Genomic DNA, 19,024 nt, shown 5'->3' with positions numbered 1-19,024 from the left:
AGGTCGCGCCGCTACAACTGTTTTGACATAGTGCTTTACCCTTGGCATATCGATTGCAGATTACGCCGCAAGACGCAGCGTGCGTCTGTCCATCGTGACTCAAGAAAACGCTTAGAGGAGCTTCTCGAATGAGAAAGATGCAGGAAGGCTTCACGCTCATCGAATTGATGATCGTGGTGGCTATCATCGGAATTCTCGCGGCTATCGCGATTCCCGCGTACCAGGACTACACGATTCGGGCGCAGGTGTCCGAGGCGATGAGCCTGGCGTCGGGCGTGCGGACGGCCGTGTCGGAGTTTTTCCAGACGACCGGTAGGTGGCCGGGGAGCAACGCCTCGGCAGGCGTTTCGGCCTCTGCATCCATCACCGGTAACTATGTGACCGACGTTGCCGTCAACGAAAGCCTCATCACGGTAACGTTTGGCAATGGTGCCAACCCGAAGCTGACGAGCGGCAATTTCATCCTGGAGGGCAGCGACAACGGCGGCAGCGTCGAGTGGACGTGCGCGAACAGCACAATCGAGCAGAAGTACCTGCCGGCCAGCTGCCGCTAGACCCAGATCGATCGTCATTTCTCTTGGTACAGCAGCCCGGGCCGGCATCGGCCCGGGCTTTTTCCGTCCGGACGCGTCGACTTAACCAACCTTCATCGCTACGAGTCAGCGCTACGAATCAGGATGGGACAGTTCACCACGAGCCTGCGCCGACCGGATCGGCTGTCCTTCGACTCCTGCGGACCGCTCGTCTTCGTTCTCGCCCTCGTTCTGACGGCCATTGCGTATTCCCCGGGCCTCGGCGGCTCCTTTCACTTCGATGATCCTGGCAGTCTCCAAGGCCTAACTAACGTCGTGAGCTGGTCGTCGGCCCTTCGGTTCATAACCGAGGGCATCGCGGGGCCGCTCGGACGCCCGGTTGCATTAGCCTCGTTCGTGCCTCAAGCGCATGCGTGGCCCGTGGATCCGGGTACGTTCCTTTACGTCAACGTCTGCATCCATCTGCTGAATGGTGCGCTGGTCGTCTGGGCGCTCCACCTGTTGAGCCTCGCAAGGGGCGTCGAAGCACCGCGGGCGGCATGGGTCGCGGCGATGAGCGGCGCGCTCTGGATGCTGATGCCGATACTCGCCTCGAGCTCGCTGCTGATCGTTCAGCGAATGACGACGCTGTCGGCAACGTTTTCCCTGCTGGGGCTGATCGGCTACCTCTTCAGCCGGCGCTTGTGCGAGCGGCGGCCGATCACCGCAATCGTGCTGATGACCCTCTCCCTGGTCGTCGGCGCGAGTCTTGCAACATTGACGAAGGAGAACGGCGCGCTACTGCCGCTCTTCGTCCTGATCATCGAAACGACGCTGCTGTCGCGGCCGACGATGCCGCGATTTCGCCGCCTGTGGTCTGTGTGGTTCGCAGTAGTTCTCGCCGCTCCTGCGGTAGCGTTGCTCGTCTATCTCGCGCTGCGAGTCGATTACAGCGAATCCACGGTGCTGATGCGGGGCTTTTCCAGCGCGGACCGCCTCCTGACCGAAGTGCGCGTCTTGTGGGAGTATCTCTTCCGCGCTTTTCTACCGATCTCCTCCACCCTGGGGCCTTTTCACGACGACTACCCAGTCTTTCGCGATTGGCTGGACGCGTCGTCACTCATAGCCGTCGGCGGTTGGATTACTGTGATTGCCGCGGCGATCTTGTCGAGGCGTCGCGCCCCGCTCCTTTCGTTCGCCGTCGGCTGGTACCTCGTTGGCCACAGCCTCGAGTCCACGACGCTTCCCCTGGAGTTGTACTTCGAGCACCGCAACTACCTGCCTCTCGTGGGACCTGTATTCGCTCTCGTGTCGGGAGCGAACGCCGTACGGGTGAGTCGACCGCTGATCAACGCAGGCCTAGCCGCCTATAGCCTCGTTCTGGCCACGGTGCTTTTCAGCACGACCTCGTTGTGGGGCCGCCCGGCGCTCGCAGCCGAGATGTGGTTCAAGCAACACCCGGACTCCACGCGCGCCGTACAGTACGTCGCCCAGCAGCTCTATCGTGCCGGAGATCTTTCGGGTCTGAGCCGGGTGCTCGATCGATTTGCCGAAGCGCACCCGCAGAGCGCCAGCACCGCGGTGCAGGCGCTTTTCTACTCCTGCCTCTCGGGGCGAGACGAGACTTCGTATCCGAAGAGGCTGCGATCCATTCGGGCGCGCTTGCCGGAAGCGAAATTCGAGTACTCGATGTTCGAAGCCGTTCGACAGCTTTACCGTGCGGCCTCGAACGGGGAATGCAAGACCTTGGACCGCGAGTCCGTTTACGAGCTTGCGGCCGCCATCGCCGCCCAGCCCGCATTCCGCTCGGTTCCCATCATGCGGCACAACTTGCATCTCCTCATGTCCGAGGAAGGATTCGCAAGGCGCGACCTCGACATGACGATGCGACACATCGAAGCCGCGCTGGCAGCGAATTACACGATGACGACCCTGATACGCGCCGTGCAGATGCTCGCGAGTGCCGGCCTTTATTCGACGGCGCAGCATTTCGTCGAAGAGGCTTACGCCCACCAGCCTCGCAATCCGTTTCGGGCCGTGCGGTGGAACGAACAACTCGCCCAACTGGAACAAGCCATAAAGGTCGCAGCCAATGATTAGCTCACGCTTGCGTTCCGCGGCGTCGTCCGAGCCGAACGTCTCGATAATAATCCCGGCCAAGAATGAAGCAGTTCCGCTGGCAGAACTGCTGCCGAGAATAAAGTCGGTCGTCCCCCACGCGGAAGTTCTCGTCGTCGATGATGCATCGTCCGATTCGACGGCGGAGGTCGCTGCGCGTTTCGGCGCAGTGGTCGTCCGACATCCGTATGGCATGGGTAACGGAGCGGCCATCAAGACCGGGGCGCGCGCGGCCACGGGAGATGTGTTCGTTTTCATGGACGCCGACGGTCAGCACGATCCCGTAGACATTCCTCGCCTCCTCTCTGAGCTCTCCAAGGGCTTCGACATGGTCGTCGGAAGTCGAACAGATGCATCCCAGGCGAACAGAGCCAGAGCTTTAGCGAACCGGTTTTACAACTGTCTGGCCAGCTACATGACCGGCCAGCAAGTCAAAGACCTTACTTCGGGCTTTCGCGCTGCACGTGCGAGTAAGTTTCGGGAATTTTTGTACCTTCTGCCAAACGGCTTTTCGTACCCGACGACCAGCACAATGTCGTTCTTCCGTGCCGGCTATCCGGTCGGGTATCTGCCTGTGGAGATAAAGAAGAGAATCGGAGCGAGCCATATCCGCCCGCTACAAGACGGCTTACGATTTCTCCTGATCATCTTCAAGGTCGGAACGTTGTACTCACCGCTGAAGCTATTCTTTCCCGTGAGCGTGACATTTTTCCTGACAGGGCTCTGCTACTACCTTTACACATTCGTCACTTCGAGTCGATTTACGAACATGAGTGCACTGATGCTGACGACTGCGGTGTTGGTGTTCCTGATCGGGTTGGTCTCTGAGCAAATTACTCAGTTGATATACCGGCCAGTTCAAGCGACGCTCAGAATTGGTCAACCTGGAGTGGAGAGCGGGGTGCCGAACGGCGATACGGTCGATCAGCGAGTTCGGAGGGTCGTAGTGGGCGAACGAGCATCGTAAGTCACATTTTCCGCCGAAGGCTAGATGCCTCCTCGTGAGCGCCGAAAGCACCTGATTGCGTCACGCGTACGACTACTTTTCGAGCCATGAGCTTCGAAAGAACATTAAGGGAAATACAGCAGCTGAGCCTCGGCGCTCCACAAGGCCGTTAGTGAAGCAGTGGCTCAATGCGCGTCACGAGCTGTGACCAGTCCTCCACAACAACGTCTGGGCGCGACGAATGGGCGATCTGCGCGGCAATGCAGCGGGCCAACGCGGAGGCGTCATCGGAGGGATAGAGCGAATCGCGCGTACCAGCCAGCAGCCCCGGCATGGCCCCAACCGCGGCTGCCACAATCGGCAAACCGCACGCGAGCATCTCGTAGGCCTTCTGCGGAAAACAGTACCTTCCGAAAACCGTGTTCCGCAAATAGATCACACCGACGTCCAGTGCAGAGAACAGCTCTGCCGTTCGCTCGTGCGGTAGCTCCCCCAGGTAATGGATGCGCTCGCGTGCCGGCGGAGGGTGGGCGCCATGGAATGGCCCGGCTAGCACGAGATGGACATTCAGTTCGGAATCCAATAGTTCGAACGCCTCATACAGGGTGCTAATGCCCCTGTCCACGTACAGCCCTCCAGCAGTCCCAACGAGGCGGGCATCGGAGGGCAGCCCGAGTCGTGCCCTGCACTCGAGCTTGTCGCGCGGGCGAAACACGGAAAGGTCCACCGTACTTGGGACTGCAATTACGGCGCCTCGAGCACCGTAGTTCGAGCGAACGTGCTCCGCCAACGCCTCGCTCGTGCAGGTCACCGCGTCAGCACGGGCAACTGCATTCCGGTAGAGGCCTACCAGTCCGGGCAAGCGCGTCAGCGAAAAACCCTCGAAGTTGTCATACAGGTCAGCAACAAAGCGGACTCGGAGTTGCCGTGCCAACCAAACTCCCATGACAATATGCGGCGCATCCGAGGCAGCGATCACCACATCTGGCTTGTACTTGCGCAGCTCCCTCAATGTGTCCAACGGATAGCGGAAAAGGCGAACTGGGCTTCCCCTCAACCGCACAGACCGCCAGCGCAGCTCGCCGTTCGAAGTGTCATGGAGCCACTCACCCTCTTCCGCGCCGTGGTAGTCCGCGCAAAGCCCAAGCACTTCGTGACCTAACCGGGCAAGCTGGAGTGGAATTTGATACAGGCGCCCATACCGATCGTGGATGACATCCTTGCCCATGTAGCGGCGCTTGCAAAGGAAAGCGATCCTCATTACTACCCCAGCCCCCAGCGGTGGTGCCTGCATCCATTCCTTCCGAGCATGCCGTCAATGAACCCGGCAAGGAATGCGTACGCTTGCTGCAGGCGATTGTCTTCCTTCAAGAGGCATGCAACCAGACGAAGGAACGATCCGGGGATCGTCTTGTACCAGAGCGCCAAGCCGTAATGCTGTCGTGCAACAAGAAGTCGATTGCGAGTGTCGTAGTATCGCTTCCAAGGGGGAAGCCGAAGGCACCACAGCTTCTTGAATGGCAGGCGCAATGCATAGCGGTCAGCTGCCGGGTGCTCAATGCGGCTCGCAGACACGAGCAGGATACGCGCACCGGCCTTGCGCGCGCGCAATGAGTACTCCACGTCGTCCGCAGCCAGGAAGAAGCCCGCATGGGGCAGGCCAATGCGGTCCACCATAGTACGGTGAAGAAGCAAGCCCAGGAATGGAATGAACAGGACTTCGTGTAGCGGGCGCAGCGCAGCCACGTCCAAGACCATGTTTTGATCGCCACCCTGCGGGCCAACCATTGGCCATGACAAGCGACTCCCGGCTACTGCCACAGAGCCATAGAGGTTCTTGACATCCGGCTCCGCGGCCAACAGAGAGCCCAACGCATCCCTGTGGGGGGCCGCGTCATCATCCATCAGCCAGATCCATTCAGCTCTCGTCGCGTGTGCGTGACGAATGCCCTCGCTGAAACCGCCGGCGCCTCCTGTGTTCTCGTTCAACCTCAACAGCTCAAGGTCGGGGCGATCCCGCCACCCTGACTCGCGAAGGAACTCGGGCGTGCCGTCAGTGGAGGCATTGTCGACCACAAGGATTCGCTGTGGAGGCACTGATTGCGCGGCTAGTGCCTCCAGGCAACGAGCGAGCAGAAGCTTCCTGTTATGGGTAACAACAAGTGCACAAACCGACTCAGCTACCACGGTCCTTCCCCAGCAGGCGATCAGCGGCAGCCAAAGCCGCACCAACGACTTGGTCCATGTTGTAGTAGCGGTACTGTGCCAACCGCCCCACAAAAGTCACGCTGCTTTCGCGGTCGGCAAGCTCCACATAGCGTCTGTAGAGCGCTTCATTCTCATGTCGCGGCACGGGATAGTACGGCTCACCTTCGGCCTCCGGATACTCGCGCACGATCGACGTCCCGCTGTGCTGCTGGCCGGTCAAATGCTTGAACTCGGTGATCCGCGTGTAGGCATGCTCATTGGGGTAGTTCACCGTTCCGACTGGTTGATACGATTGGACATTCGACAAATGCTCATGCTCGAAGCGCAGCGACCGATACGGCAGACGGCCGAAGACATAGCTGAAGTATGCATCGATCGGACCTGTATAGATGACGTGATCGAACTTGTCACGGTTGATGGATTCAAACGCGACGCCAAGGTCGAGTGTGATGGTGGGGTGGTCCAGTATGTTCCGGAACATGGCGGTGTAGCCGTCCCGTGGCATCACCTGATAGCGGTCGGTGAAGTAGCGATCATCCGTGTTCGTTCGGACAGGTATGCGGGCAGCAACCCCTGCCTTCAGTTGCGAAGGATGCAAACCCCACTGCTTCTTCGTGTAGTTCAGAAAGAACTTCTCGTATAAATCGTGCCCTACAGAGTTGAGAATCACGTCTTCGCTCGTAAGCACTGGATTCTTGGGCTCCCTCACCCTTTCAAGCCAAGCAGCTGCTCCGGCTTCGTCAAGCTCGATGCCATACAGCATGCTCAATGTGATGCGGTTGATGGGAAAGGGATATTGCACTCCGCCGACTACACTTAGAACCCTGTGCTCGTAGGGGCGCCACTCCGTGAACCGCGACAGGTAGCGAAAAATGCGCTCAGCGTTCGTGTGAAAAATGTGTGGGCCGTATCGGTGAACCAGCACGCCGAAGTCGTCATACTCATCGTACGCGTTTCCCGCAATGTGGGGTCTTCGGTCAATAACAAGCACGTTGTGCCCCGATTCCGCCATTTCCCGAGCGAGGACGGCGCCCGCAAAGCCCGCACCAACAACCAGAACGCGCACCGCACTTTCCCTTTAGAGCCGTGAAAGGCCCGCTGAAATGCTCAGTTGACCGCGAACCCGTCGACAGAATTGCTTCAATCGAATGCCTTGAAGGAGCATCTGCAGTTTTCGTACGACGGGCAAGTCCGGGCTTCGCAAAGAATGAGCTTCGTCAAGCAAACTGCCTAACGTTTTGCCGATTACGTTCGTTGACCAGACGACGGCGCGCGCATGATGTCACAACCGTCAACACTGCGCTGTGGATTCCGTCATATCGCACGGCTACGGCAACCGGCGTCGTCCCGCACGATGAAGTGGGTCACGAATATGCGGGGGCGGCTGCCGTCGCCGGAGCGTTCGACGGCGTGCTCGCGGAGCGGAGCACAATTGCCGAGCCGCCCGGGTTTGTCGGGGTTCGGGCCCTGAATCTTCCCGCTCAGTCGAGAACTACCGGCACATCCGGCCGCAACGCGCTCGGCAGTGAAGAGAGGTCAGAGCGACAGAACGCACTGGGGCGGCGCACGGGTCGGATGCGCCAAATTGACGGGACTCCAACGCTAAGTCTCAGATCCTATTTGCCTTGATCGATTTCTCGGACGCAACCTTCGATGCGGCACAAATAGTAGACCTGATACTGCCAAGGTAACGGCCATAGCGGCAGCGCAATCGCCTGCAACAAGCGAAGCGGCCAATTCGGCCAAGCTCCGCGCCCAATCCAGCTACGCGAGAGAACGTGTAGGTCACGCCAGCGCTCCGCGACTCGCAGCCCTACGGAACTGAACAGCTCCTCCCATTCGACCAGGGACTTGACGTCCTCCTTGACGACGGTCTGCTCAGTACCTTGATAGAGTCCCAAGCGACGCGTAAGGAAGCCGGCATTGGGTACCAGAAGGAGGATTTGTCCATCTTGCCGCGCCACGCGGCACATCTCAAGCAACGCCCTGCGCTCATCAAGGAAATGCTCGAGTGAGCCCAAGCACGTGACAATATCGAAGATATTATCGTCGAAAGGCAATTCCTCCGCCGCACAGCAAAAAAGTTCGGCATCGGGAACACGATTCCGGCAGCGCTCAATACCGACTGCCGAAATGTCCACGCCCGCGGTCCGTGCTCCTCGCCTTGCCAGTTCCTCCAGCCACTCGCCGGCCCCGCAAGCTACGTCCAGTACCGCCTTGCCCCGCAAGTCGCCGAGCTGCCCCGCCACTCTCTTCGTGTGCCAAGACGCAGTGCTCGCACGATCCGCACCGTAGTACTCCAAATCATAGAATCGCCGTACATGGTCGTGATCTACCGTCATTGACGCTCCCGACTCATTGCCTTGCTGCAACCTCTGGCTCATGGAGAAGCGCCAGCAGTCTCTCACTGAACTTTTCCCAGGCGAAGGTTCCAGCCGCTTGCATACACGCAAGTCGCTCCGCGGGCTCATGCCGTTGGGCAAGGCGACGAGCCACTGCAGCCGTGAACGCGACATAGTCGCCGGGAGCGATAAGCTCGCCGGTAGATCCGTGGAGCACTGCGTCACTCACGCCGCCGACGGCGAACGCCACGGTCGGTAGGCCATGAGCCGCGGCTTCGATCGCCACCATGCCGAACCCTTCGACGTCCCCCTGCACCTCCACTATCGGAAAGACGTGAACGTCTGCAGCACTGTAGGCGGCCGACAGCGTTGCGTCGTCGCAAGGCGGTAGGAACAACACGGATTCGGAGACGCCCGAATCGATCGCGAGCTGCCTGATGCGGTTGAGCTCCGACCCGGGCCCGTTCTTGAGCGCATCGTGTGCATCGTCGCCGATCACGAGGAACAGCGCACGGGGCACCAAATCCAAAAGTGCCGGTAGTGAGCGCTGGATGAACTCTGCGATGCCCTTCCGTGCGGTGAGCCGACCAACGGAGAGCAGCAGCGGGTTATCGCCGAGACCATGCTGCTGCCGAAACTCCCATGCCACATCGGGCTTCAGCTGCGGCAGCTCGGTACCGGGGTTCAGGACATGTATTCTCTTACTGGGAATACCTTCACGTTCGGCTAGTCGGGCCGTATGCCGACTATTCACGAGTACCACCTGCATCCTGCGAATGAAGGGCAGCCACGCGCTGCGGTAGATCGAGTTGCGGACCACCAGATCGAGCCCATGCAGGTAAACCGCGCTGCGTGCGCCAACCAGCTGCGCTATCCCCCACACAACCGGCGCCGTCAGGCCGCTACCGGCTATGACCAAAGCAGGGCGATCGCGCCTGGCGATGCAAAGAGCGCGGAGCGCGCTTCCGACCAGAAACCGCGAAAGCGGCTGATGCCGAGTCTCGGCGATGGACCCTTTGCAGCCCGCCAAGTATCGACTGCAACCCGCCGGACCGGACACGGCCACTTCATATTGGGATGCCAACGACAACGCCAAGTGCAAATTGAGACGTTCCATTCCCCCTCGGAGGGGTGGAAGGTTGCGCGTCACGAGCAGGGCTGTTTCGGCGAGCGCAGTCAAGTCCGTTCAGCGTCCCAGCCTTCTCATCCGAGGCACGGGCATACGGGCTCGAGCACCCACTACGTGGGAAACGCATTCAAGCCGCCATCCCGTACGGCAGCCGGACCCGATTTCCGAATGTCCTGACCCGAAACCGACGTGAAACTTGGCGAGAATTCGACATATTCTCCGACTGCTCAGCCCCCTGTGTGGGGGGAGCGCCACCTCTGACCTGGGCCTCCGCGAAACTCGTAGACGGCGGCATCGGCCGGATGACGCGCCACCCTTCAAATCCTTGTCACAAAAGGAGAAGCGCATAGTTGACAGTTCCCTCGGCATGCGGTGAAAGTATCGAACCTGCATCGAGACGACAAATCTTCCCACAAATCCTAACCTTGGACGTGTGATGGCCGTCAGCGTAACGCAAGGACCTCTTACGGGGCTGCCCAGACGTCTGGTTCAAGACGGGATCGTTTCCGAGGACGACATCCTGAATGCGCTCAATGCTGTCAAGGGGGAGGGCAGCGTCGTTTCGTACCTCGTCGAGAACCGGCTCGCACCCGCGCGCCAGATCGCCGTCGCCGCGGCCCACGAGTTCGGCGTCCCGCTCCTCGACCTCGACGCCGTCGAGCCGGACCTCGACGTCGTCCGCCTCGTCGACGACAAGCTGCTCTCGAAGCACCGCGTCCTGCCGATCCTCCAGCGGGGCAAGCGGCTTTACGTCGCGGTCAGCGATCCGACCAATCTCCACGCTCTGGACGAGATCAAGTTCCAGACCACGATGCGTGTCGAGCCGATCGTCGTCGAGCAAGACAAGCTCGAGAACCGTGTGGCGCGGGCGATCGAGGCCGTCGACACGACGATGTCGAGCTTCGACGAAGACGACTTCGACCTCGAGAAGCTCGAGGTATCGGGCGGCGAGGAGGAAGTCGGCGGGGAGATCACGAGCGCCGACGTCGACGACGCGCCGATCGTCCGCTTCGTCAACAAGGTCATGCTCGACGCGATCAAGCGCGGCGCCTCCGACATCCACTTCGAGCCGTACGAAAAGTTCTACCGGATTCGCCTCCGCCAGGACGGCGTGCTGACCGAGATCGCCAAGCCGCCGGTGGCGCTGGCGATGAAGGTGGCGGCGCGGCTGAAGGTCATGGCTCGTCTCGACATCGCCGAACGGCGGATTCCGCAAGACGGGCGCATCAAGATGCGGCTCTCGAAGAACCGCGCAATCGACTTCCGCGTCAACACGTGCCCCACGCTGTTCGGCGAGAAGGTCGTTTGCCGGCTCCTCGACCCCGCGAGCGCTCAGCTCGGCATCGACGCGCTCGGGTACGAGGACTTCCAGAAGCGGCTTTACCTCGACTACCTGATGAAGCCGTACGGCATGATCCTCGTCACCGGCCCCACGGGCAGCGGCAAGACCGTTTCGCTCTACACGGGTCTGAACATCCTGAATACGGGCGACCGCAACATCTCGACCGCCGAGGATCCGGCCGAGATCAACGTCCCCGGCATCAATCAGGTCAACGTCAACCCGAAGGTCGGGCTCACGTTCGCGTCGGCGCTCCGTGCGTTCCTGCGGCAGGACCCGGACGTCATCATGGTCGGCGAGATACGCGACCTAGAGACGGCCGAGATCGCGATCAAGGCGGCGCAGACCGGCCACCTGGTGCTCTCCACGCTGCATACGAACGACGCTCCGAAGACGCTCACACGCCTCGTCGACATGGGGGTTAAGCCTTACGCGATCGCGAGCTCCGTCAGCCTGATCATCGCCCAACGGCTGGCGCGGCGGCTCTGCGACAACTGCAAGGAGCCCGTCGACGTCCCGGCGGAGGCATTGCTGAAGGAAGGTTTTTCGCGGGAGCAGGTCAACGAAGGGGTCACCGTCTACCACGCGAAGGGCTGCAACCAATGCAACGGCGGCTATAAGGGCCGGGTCGGCATTTATCAGGTCATGCCGGTCACCGAGACGATCGGCCGGATCATCATGGAAGGCGGTAACGCCATGCAGATCGCCGAGCAGGCTCGACGCGAGAAGGTACCCGACCTTCGGATGTCGGGCCTGAAGAAGGTCAAGGACGGCATCACGAGCCTGGAAGAGATCAACAGGGTTACCGTCGACTAGCCGGCGAACAACGGCTGGCGCGGGCCCGCAGGAGATAGGGAGTCATGGCTCAGAGTGTCGCGGTCAAGGAGATTCCGTTCAGCTGGGAGGGAACGGACCGCTCCGGCAAGAGAGTCAAGGGGAAGTCCGTCGCGGCCAGCGAGACGGCGCTGCGGGCGGAGCTGCGCCGCCAAGGCGTCGTGCCGATTCGCGTGCGCAAGCAGCGCCAGCTCGGCAAGAAGGGCCGGGTCACGCCGGCGGACATAGCAATTTTCTCGCGCCAAATGGCCACGATGATGACGGCGGGCATCCCGCTGGTCCAATCCTTCGACATCATCGGCGTGGGCCACGAGAATCCGGCGATGCAGAAGCTGATTCTCGGCATCAAGGCGGATATCGAAGCGGGCACGTCCCTCGCGCAGGCCCTCGCGAAGCACCCGCTCCACTTCGACGACCTCTATGTGAGCCTCGTCGAAGCGGGCGAGCAGGCCGGCGCGCTCGAGACGCTGCTCGACAAGGTGGCCACGTACAAGGAGAAGACCGAGGCCATCAAGAAGAAGATTAAGAAGGCGCTTTTCTACCCGGCGGCGGTCGTCGTCGTCGCCATCGTCGTCACCGCAATCCTCCTGATTTACGTCGTGCCGCAGTTCGAGGAGCTGTTCCGCGGCTTCGGCGCGGACCTCCCGGCGTTCACGAGGCTCGTGATCGACCTCTCGAATTTCGTGCAGTCGAAGGGGTGGCTGATCCTCGTCGGCATCGTGGTCGCGGTGGTCGCGTTCCTTCAAGCCAAGAAGCGCAACCGCAGCGTCCAGCACTTCGTGGACCGCTCGGTTCTCCGCGTGCCCGTGGTCGGCCCGATTCTGCAGAAGTCGGCCATCGCTCGTTACGCCCGCACGCTGTCGACGACGTTCGCCGCGGGCGTGCCGCTGGTCGAGGCGCTGAATTCGGTCGCGGGCGCCACCGGCAACATCGTGTACGAGACGGCGGTTCTCAAGATGCGCGACGAGGTCGCGACCGGACAGCGGCTGCAACGGGCCATGGAGGCCACGGACCTCTTCCCGAACATGGTGAATCAAATGATCGCGGTCGGCGAGGAGTCGGGCTCGCTCGACGAGATGGCGTCGAAAGTCGCGGACTTCTACGAGGAAGAGGTGGACAATGCGGTCGACAGCATGTCGAGCCTGCTCGAGCCGATGATCATGGCCATTCTGGGCGTCCTCGTCGGCGGGCTCGTCGTCGCGATGTACCTCCCGATCTTCAAGATGGGCCAGGTCGTATAGACGCGCCGAGCCCCTCGGGCAGGACCGTCACCGGGCGCGATAACGGCGAGAACGGTACGTTTTGGTAGAGCTCTTCGAAGTCTGGCCGGTCGCCCTCTTCGTCGTGGCGATCGTCGTCGGCCTGATCGTCGGCAGCTTTTTGAACGTCGTCGCGTACCGCGTTCCGCTGATGATGGAGCGCGCGTGGCGCGAGCAATGCAGCGAGCTCGCGGGCGAGGAGGCGCCGTCCGTTCCGGCGCACGCCGCGGAGAAGACGTTCAACCTCGTCTGGCCGCCTTCGACGTGCCCGAGCTGCGGGCAGCGCATCGTGCCGTGGCACAACGTGCCGGTGCTGAGCTATCTGTGGCTTCGCGGCCGCTGCGCGAGCTGCGGTGCGTCGATCTCGCGGCGCTACCCGATCGTGGAAGCGCTGGCGGGGCTTCTCAGCGTCGTCGCCGCCGTGGTCTTCGGGCCGACCTGGCAGCTCGTGGCCGCGCTCGGCTTCACGTGGGCACTGCTCGCGCTCGCGCTGATCGACATCGATCACAAGCTGCTGCCGGATTCGATCACGCAGCCGCTGCTGTGGGCCGGGCTCCTGATCAGCCTTCTCTCGGTCGACGGCGAGCCGCTCTTCACGGACGTGCGGTCGAGCGTGATCGGCGCCGCGGCCGGCTACACGAGCCTCTGGGTCGTCTTTCACCTCTTCAAGCTGCTCACCGGCAAGGAAGGGATGGGGTACGGCGACTTCAAGCTGCTCGCGGCGCTCGGCGCGTGGCTCGGCTGGCAGCTGCTGCCGCTCGTGATCCTGCTGTCGGCCGCGGTCGGCGCCGTGATCGGGTCGATCATGCTGATGGCTTCCGGGCAGTCGCGGCAGACGCCGATCCCGTTCGGCCCCTATCTCGCCGCCGCGGGGTGGATCGCGTTGCTCTGGGGGGAAGAGCTGGTCGCCTGGTACGTGCGATTCCTGAATTGACGCGCGCCGTCCCGCGCGCGTGATCGCCCTCGCCGGTTGCCGGCTCCCGCTTTCGGGTGTCCAATGCACGCGATGGCGAGCCCATTCGATCCTCGGTGCACGACGCCCGTTCGGCGTCCGTCCGCGCCACGCGGCCCGGCCGCCCCACGCGGGCCGACCGTCTCGCACGGGCCGGCCGTCTCGCGCGGGCCGGCCGCCACCCGCCCGATCCGGCCGTGCTGACGATCGGCTTGACGGGCGGCGTCGCGAGCGGCAAGTCGACGGTCGCGCGGATGTTCGCGGACCTCGGGGTGCCTCTGATCGACACGGACGTGATCGCCCGCGAGGTCGTCGCGCCCGGCGAGCCCGGCCTTGCCGCGGTGCGCGATGCGTTCGGACCGGACGTCGTTTCGCCGGACGGCACGCTCGACCGCCGCAAGCTCCGCTCGGTCGTATTCGCCGACGAGGCGAAGCGCCGGCGCCTCGAGCGCATCCTGCATCCGCTGATCCGCGCGCGGGTCCTCGCGAGGCTCGCCGAGATCGACGCGCCCTACGCGATCGTCGTCGTGCCGCTGCTCGTCGAAACGAACTTCGGCGAGCTGGTCGACCGCGTGCTCGTCGTCGACGCTCCCGTCGAGACGCAGCTCGCGCGCCTCGTCGATCGGGACGGGATCGCGCCCGCGGAAGCGCAAGCGATGATCGACGCGCAGGTCGACCGCGCGACGCGTCTCGCGGCCGCGGACGACGTCGTGGACAACGGCGGCGCCGTCGATTCGACTCGAGCTCAAGTCGAGCGACTGCACCGCACGTATCTCGAACTTGCGACGGTTTGCCGACAGCATCCCGGTCGCGCAGAATAGCGCGGTATGGTCGACCCCGCGGAGCAGCTTCAGAGCTCGTCGCCCGAGGACGGGCATATCAAGTTCGAGCAGCCGCTCACGGAACGGATGCGCACGTTTCTGCGCATCGAGTTCCTGTTCGAGCAAGCGTCGTTCCACAGCCAGGACCCGACGCAGTTCGGCACGCGCGCAGCGATCGCGAGCCTGCTCGAGATTCTCGTGATTCTCGGCCGCGGCGATATCCGGGCCGAGGTCATGAAGGAGCTCGAGCGCCACGCGGAGCTGTTGAACCGCTTCCGGCGCAAGCCCGGCGTCGACGTCCGCCGCCTCGACGGGCTGATCGCGGATCTCGCCGCGCTGCGCGCGCAGCTGGCGGAGGCCGGCCCTCAGTTCATGAACCCGCTGAAGGAGTGCGACTTCCTGACCTCGATCCGGCATCGCAGCGCGATCCCCGGCGGAACCTGCGTCTTCGACCTGCCGGATTACGCGTACTGGCTGCATCTGCCGTACAACGAGCGCGCGCGGCAGTTCGAGGACTGGACGACGAAGCTGCGCCGCGTCTGCGACCCGGTATCGAAGGTGCTGTGGCTCACCCGCGAGACGATCCAGCCGGCACCGCAGGTCGCGGCCGGCGGGCTCTACCAGTGCAGCCTGCCCCGCAACGAGCAGTTCAATCTGGTGCGCGTGCTGCTGCCCGCCAACGGCGGCGTCTTCCCGGAGATCAGCGCCGGGCAACACCGCTTCACGATTCGCTTCGTCGAGTGGCAGGGGGTGGAGAAGAGGGCGACGCAAGCGCACCGCGACGTGCGCTTCCTGTTGGCGCTTTGCTGATCCGCGCGGCCTCTCGGGGCGGTCTGCAACCGGTTCTCGTCGCTTGCCCGCCCTTCACGCCGGGCACCTGATCACCCGCGCCGGCTGCGCAACGCCTCGACGATCGGCGCGTCCGCCGGCAGCAATCCGATCTCGGTAAGCTCCTCCACGTCCACCCACCGGAGCGGCTGCCGCTCGAGCCCGCGCGGAACGCCGTCCCAGCGCTCGACCCTCCAAACGTCCAGCCGAACGCGCTTCTCCCGGTAGTCGTGCACGAGCTCGATCAGGGGAGAGGCGCAGGACACCTCGATGCCGAGCTCCTCGCGAAGCTCCCGCCGCAGTGCGCCGAGCGGCGTCTCGCCGGGCGCGCTCTTGCCGCCCGGAAACTCCCAGAAGCCGGCCATGTGCGTGCCCGGGAGGCGCTGATTGACGAGCACGCGCCCGTCGGCGTCCTCGAGGACGCCGGCGACGACGTGAACCTCCGGGAGAGTCACGCGCCGGCCGGGCACGTGCGGCCGGGCTCGCTCGCCGAAACGAGCAGCGGATGCAAGGGACTTACTGAAGCCGGCCGTGGCACTGCTTGTACTTCTTGCCCGACCCGCACGGACACGGCTCGTTGCGCCCGACCTTGCGCTCGCCCCGCACGTAGGGCGCTACCGGCTCGGCGGCCGGCACCGCCCGCTGCATGCCCGCCGGCGCCGGACGCATGGCCGCGGCGCCCGCGCCGGCCATCGCCGGCCGCGGACGCGGGGCGCCGAGCGGCGCGCCGGCAGGCGGAGGCGGCGGCGCCACGAGCGACGGGGCCTCCGCATGCTGCGCGCGCAGCGTCGACGGGTCGCTCGCCGGTCGCTCGACGGCCTGCACGTCCTCCGGACGGCGGACCTGAATCTTCGAGAGGACGCTGATCGTGTCGTGCTTCACGCGATCGAGCATGCTCGAAAACATCTCGAACGCTTCGCGCTTGTATTCCTGCTTCGGATTGCGCTGGGCGTAACCGCGAAGGTGAATCCCCTGGCGCAAGTAGTCGAGCGCGGCGATGTGCTCTTTCCAATGCAGATCGAGCTGGCGGAGCATGATCCCTTTCTCGAGCTCGCGCATGATCGGCGCTCCGATCGACTCCACCTTCGCGTCGTACGCGGCCTCGATCCGCTCCAGGATCACCTTGCGCAGGCCCTTCTCGTCGAGCGATTTGTCTTCCTCGAGCAGCTTCGCGACGTCGAGCTCGAGACCGAAGTCGCGCTCGAGCGCCTTCGTCAGCCCTTCCTTGTCCCACATCTCCTCGACGCTGTCGCGCGGCACGTACTCGCTCACGACCTCGTCGACGACGTCGGCGCGGATACCGCGGATCGCGTCGGCCACGTTCTCCGCGTCCATCAGCTCGCTGCGCTGCTGATACACGACCTTGCGCTGGTCGTTCGCGACGTCGTCGTATTCGAGCAGCTGCTTGCGGATGTCGAAGTTGTGCGCCTCCACCTTGCGCTGCGCGCGCTCTATCTGCTTCGACAGCATCTTGCTCTCGATGGCCTCGCCGGGCTTCATGCCCGCGCGCGACAACAGCCGCTTGGTGCGCTCGGGATCGCCGAAGATGCGCATCAGGTTGTCTTCCATCGAGAGGTAGAACCGGCTCGAGCCCGGGTCGCCCTGACGGCCGGAGCGGCCGCGCAGCTGATTGTCGATGCGCCGCGACTCGTGGCGCTCGGTGCCGATGATGTGCAGGCCGCCTTCGGCGAGCACCTTCTCGTGCCGGGCTTTCCAGTCCTCCTCGAGCGCCTTCAGCTGCTCCTCGGTCGGGTTCTCGAGACGCGACCGCTCGGCCTCGAGGTTGCCGCCGAGCACGATGTCGGTGCCGCGGCCCGCCATGTTCGTCGCGATCGTCACGGTGCCGGGCCGGCCGGCCTGCATCACGATCTCGGCCTCCTGCTCGTGGTACTTCGCGTTCAGCACCTGATGAGAAATCTTCTTCTGCTTGAGCAAGCCGGAGAGGAACTCGGAGGTCTCGATGGACGTGGTGCCGACGAGCACGGGCTGCCCGCGCGAATGGCAATCCATGATGTCCTCGATGATCGCGTCGAACTTGTCCTTCTGCGTGAGGTAGACGAGATCCGGCGCATCCTGGCGGATCATCGGCTTGTGCGTCGGGATCACGACGACCTCGAGCCCGTAAATCTGCTGGAACTCGTAGGCCTCGGTATCGGCCGTGCCGGTCATGCCGGCGAGCTTGTCGTAGAGCCGAAAGTAGTTCTGGAAGGTGATCGACGCGACGGTCTGATTCTCCTCCTTGACCCGAACGCCTTCCTTGGCCTCGATGGCCTGATGGAGGCCGTCGGACCAGCGTCTGCCCGGCATCGTGCGGCCCGTGAACTCGTCGACGATCACGACCTCGCCGTTCACGACGATGTACTCCACCTCGCGGCGGAACAGGGCGTGGGCCCGGAGAGCCGCGTTCAAGTGGTGCATCAGGCGGATGTTCGCCGGGTCGTAGAGGCTCTCGCCCTCGCCGAGAATGCCGGCCTTCGCGAACAGCTGCTCGACGTGCTCGTGGCCCTCCTCGGTGAGGTGCGCCTGCTTCGTCTTCTCGTCGACCGTGTAATCGCCCGGAACGTAAAGCTGGCACTTCACCGGCTTCTCGCCCGGCCCGACCTCGATCAGGTGGTGGCCGCCCTCGCGCGCCTTTGCGAGCGCCTGCCCGAGCGACATCGTGCCGAGCGACTTCCCCTTCACGTCGAGCAGCTCGACCTGGGAAGCCTCGATCTCCTCGTTGGCGCGCCCCGGCGGCGGGTCGTGCTTCCTCAGGTGAGGGATCAGGCGGTTGATCTGGATGTAGAGCTCGGTGCTCTCCTCGGAGCGGCCGGAGATGATCAGCGGAGTGCGTGCCTCGTCGATCAGGATGGAGTCGACCTCGTCGACGATCGCGAAAGCGAGCTGCCGCTGAACCCGGTCCTGTGGCCGAAAGGCGAGGTTGTCGCGCAAATAGTCGAAGCCGAACTCGTTGTTCGTGCCGTAAGTGATGTCGGCCTGGTAGGCGCGGCGCTTCTCCTCGACGGACTGGCCGGCCTTGATCACGCCGACCTCGAGCCCGAGAAAGCGGTAGACCGGGCCCATCCAGTCGGCGTCGCGTTGCGCCAGGTACTCGTTGACGGTGACGACGTGGACTCCTCGGCCGGTGAGCGCGTTGAGGTACGCCGCGAGCGTGGCGACGAGCGTCTTGCCCTCGCCGGTGCGCATCTCCGCGATCTTGCCCTGGTGGAGCGCGATACCGCCGATCAGCTGCACGTCGAAGTGGCGCATATGCAGCGTGCGCCACGCGGCCTCGCGGGCGACGGCGAACGCCTCCGGCAACAGCGCGTCGAGGTCCTTCGTTTCGGCGTACCGGGCCTTGAGCTCGCCCGTCTTGGCCCGCAGCGCCTCGTCGCTGAGCGCCTTGATCTCGGGCTCGCGCGCGTTCGCGGCGTTGACGAGCTGCTGATAGCTCTTCAGCAGCCGCTGATTGCGGCTGCCGAAGAGCCCGGTGAAGAGGTTCGTTGCAATATTGGCCAACGGCGGATCCCTGGGCGGAGTGAAAGCACGAATTCTAACAGCCTGTCCGCGCCATCCCCGACGCTGCGGCACAGGACTCCCCGGTGCCGCCGAGGCGGCGCGATCGTTTCGAGATGAGGGCGCTCCCCGAGCGGCTCAAGGCTTGGACGCCATTCGGCCGCCGGGGTTTCCGGCGAGCGGACGAAATGCGGGCGGAGCCGCAGCTCGGCGGCGCTCGCGCGTTTCCGAGACGGGCGCC

The 19,024-nt window shown here is 63.5% G+C and carries 15 protein-coding genes; 8 read left to right on the top strand and 7 right to left on the bottom strand.

Annotated elements, in window-relative coordinates; genetic code table 11:
* The first annotated feature begins 128 nt into the window (after positions 1-128).
* The 3 genes from VF329_07005 (at position 129) to VF329_06995 (ending at position 3,597) form a co-directional block, all read left to right on the top strand.
* On the top strand, positions 129-554 hold the full coding sequence (locus VF329_07005; protein HEX7080745.1) for a pilin: 426 nt from the start codon (positions 129-131) through the stop codon (positions 552-554).
* 597 nt (positions 555-1,151) lie between these two features.
* Positions 1,152-2,612, top strand: coding sequence for a hypothetical protein (locus VF329_07000; GenBank protein HEX7080744.1), 1,461 nt, complete (start codon positions 1,152-1,154; stop codon positions 2,610-2,612).
* On the top strand, positions 2,605-3,597 hold the full coding sequence (locus VF329_06995; GenBank protein HEX7080743.1) for a glycosyltransferase family 2 protein: 993 nt from the start codon (positions 2,605-2,607) through the stop codon (positions 3,595-3,597). The genes VF329_07000 and VF329_06995 overlap by 8 nt, the downstream gene beginning before the upstream one ends.
* 148 nt (positions 3,598-3,745) lie before the next feature.
* Here the strand turns inward: VF329_06995 and VF329_06990 are convergent, their stop codons facing one another.
* The 5 genes from VF329_06990 to VF329_06970 all read right to left on the bottom strand — a co-directional run bounded on the left by VF329_06990 (position 3,746) and on the right by VF329_06970 (position 9,243).
* Entirely contained in the window at positions 3,746-4,804 is a 1,059-nt protein-coding gene (locus VF329_06990; protein ID HEX7080742.1) for a glycosyltransferase, read from the bottom strand.
* 35 nt (positions 4,805-4,839) lie between these two features.
* Positions 4,840-5,763 carry a glycosyltransferase family 2 protein gene (locus VF329_06985; GenBank protein HEX7080741.1) on the bottom strand — a complete coding sequence of 308 codons (924 nt, stop codon included), beginning with the start codon at positions 5,761-5,763 and terminating at the stop codon, positions 4,840-4,842.
* Positions 5,753-6,850, bottom strand: a complete 1,098-nt coding sequence (glf, locus tag VF329_06980) for a UDP-galactopyranose mutase (protein ID HEX7080740.1) — start codon at positions 6,848-6,850, stop codon at positions 5,753-5,755. The genes VF329_06985 and glf overlap by 11 nt, the downstream gene beginning before the upstream one ends.
* Positions 6,851-7,400: 550 nt before the next feature.
* The gene (locus VF329_06975; protein ID HEX7080739.1) at positions 7,401-8,126 is read right to left on the bottom strand and encodes a class I SAM-dependent methyltransferase; all 726 of its coding nucleotides are present in this window, start codon (positions 8,124-8,126) and stop codon (positions 7,401-7,403) included.
* 13 nt (positions 8,127-8,139) lie between these two features.
* A complete protein-coding gene (locus VF329_06970) occupies positions 8,140-9,243 on the bottom strand; it encodes a glycosyltransferase family 4 protein (protein ID HEX7080738.1) in 1,104 nt (367 codons plus the stop codon).
* Positions 9,244-9,691: 448 nt separating this feature from the next.
* Here VF329_06970 and pilB point away from each other — a divergent pair, with 448 nt between their 5' ends.
* From pilB to zapD, 5 genes are all read left to right on the top strand, one after another.
* Positions 9,692-11,410, top strand: a complete 1,719-nt coding sequence (gene pilB / locus VF329_06965; protein HEX7080737.1) for a type IV-A pilus assembly ATPase PilB — start codon at positions 9,692-9,694, stop codon at positions 11,408-11,410.
* A 44-nt stretch (positions 11,411-11,454) separates the two neighbouring features.
* A complete protein-coding gene (locus VF329_06960) occupies positions 11,455-12,669 on the top strand; it encodes a type II secretion system F family protein (GenBank protein HEX7080736.1) in 1,215 nt (404 codons plus the stop codon).
* Between the two features lie 61 nt (positions 12,670-12,730).
* The gene (locus VF329_06955) at positions 12,731-13,621 is read left to right on the top strand and encodes an A24 family peptidase (protein ID HEX7080735.1); all 891 of its coding nucleotides are present in this window, start codon (positions 12,731-12,733) and stop codon (positions 13,619-13,621) included.
* A gap of 95 nt (positions 13,622-13,716) precedes the next feature.
* Positions 13,717-14,460 (top strand): dephospho-CoA kinase, encoded by a 744-nt coding sequence (gene coaE / locus VF329_06950; protein HEX7080734.1) that lies wholly within the window; start codon positions 13,717-13,719, stop codon positions 14,458-14,460.
* Positions 14,461-14,466: 6 nt separating this feature from the next.
* Positions 14,467-15,270: a cell division protein ZapD gene (gene zapD, locus VF329_06945; GenBank protein ID HEX7080733.1), complete on the top strand. Its 804-nt coding sequence runs from the start codon at positions 14,467-14,469 to the stop codon at positions 15,268-15,270.
* Between the two features lie 71 nt (positions 15,271-15,341).
* Here zapD and mutT read toward each other — a convergent pair whose 3' ends face one another.
* A complete protein-coding gene (gene mutT / locus VF329_06940; protein HEX7080732.1) occupies positions 15,342-15,758 on the bottom strand; it encodes an 8-oxo-dGTP diphosphatase MutT in 417 nt (138 codons plus the stop codon).
* Positions 15,759-15,804: 46 nt separating this feature from the next.
* Positions 15,805-18,777, bottom strand: a complete 2,973-nt coding sequence (secA, locus tag VF329_06935; GenBank protein HEX7080731.1) for a preprotein translocase subunit SecA — start codon at positions 18,775-18,777, stop codon at positions 15,805-15,807.
* Positions 18,778-19,024 lie beyond the last annotated feature (247 nt).

Source organism: Gammaproteobacteria bacterium, from assembly GCA_036381015.1.
Classification (GTDB): domain Bacteria; phylum Pseudomonadota; class Gammaproteobacteria; order Steroidobacterales; family Rariloculaceae; genus ZC4RG20.
The sequence above is the reverse complement of the archived record's forward strand: the minus strand, read 5'-3'. Positions and strand labels throughout refer to the sequence as shown.